This window comes from Streptomyces sp. NRRL F-2664 (assembly GCF_000719345.1).
Taxonomy (GTDB): domain Bacteria; phylum Actinomycetota; class Actinomycetes; order Streptomycetales; family Streptomycetaceae; genus Streptomyces.
In genome coordinates, this window is the sequence record NZ_JOFX01000630.1 from 1 (window position 1) to 221 (window position 221).

At 71.0% G+C, this 221-nt stretch carries 1 protein-coding gene; it reads left to right on the top strand.

Going from position 1 to position 221, the window contains the following annotated elements; translation table 11 throughout:
- Nucleotides 1-221 (top strand): hypothetical protein (locus tag IF89_RS0137285; RefSeq protein ID WP_030778542.1); only part of this gene is annotated, 221 nt, incomplete at both ends.

The window sequence follows — 221 nt, forward strand, 5'->3', positions numbered from 1 at the left end:
ATCTTCGGCCTCGGCGGCAGCGACCAGATCTCCGGCCGGGCCGGAAACGACCTCCTGTGCGGAGGCGACGGACCCGACCAGATCCGCGGCGGCGACGGCGACGACCGCATCGAAGGCGGAAACGGCAGCGACCAGCTCTACGGCGACACCGGCAGCGACACCCTCCACGGCGGCACCGGAAACGACCAGTCCTCCGGCGGCACCGGCAACGACACCATCGA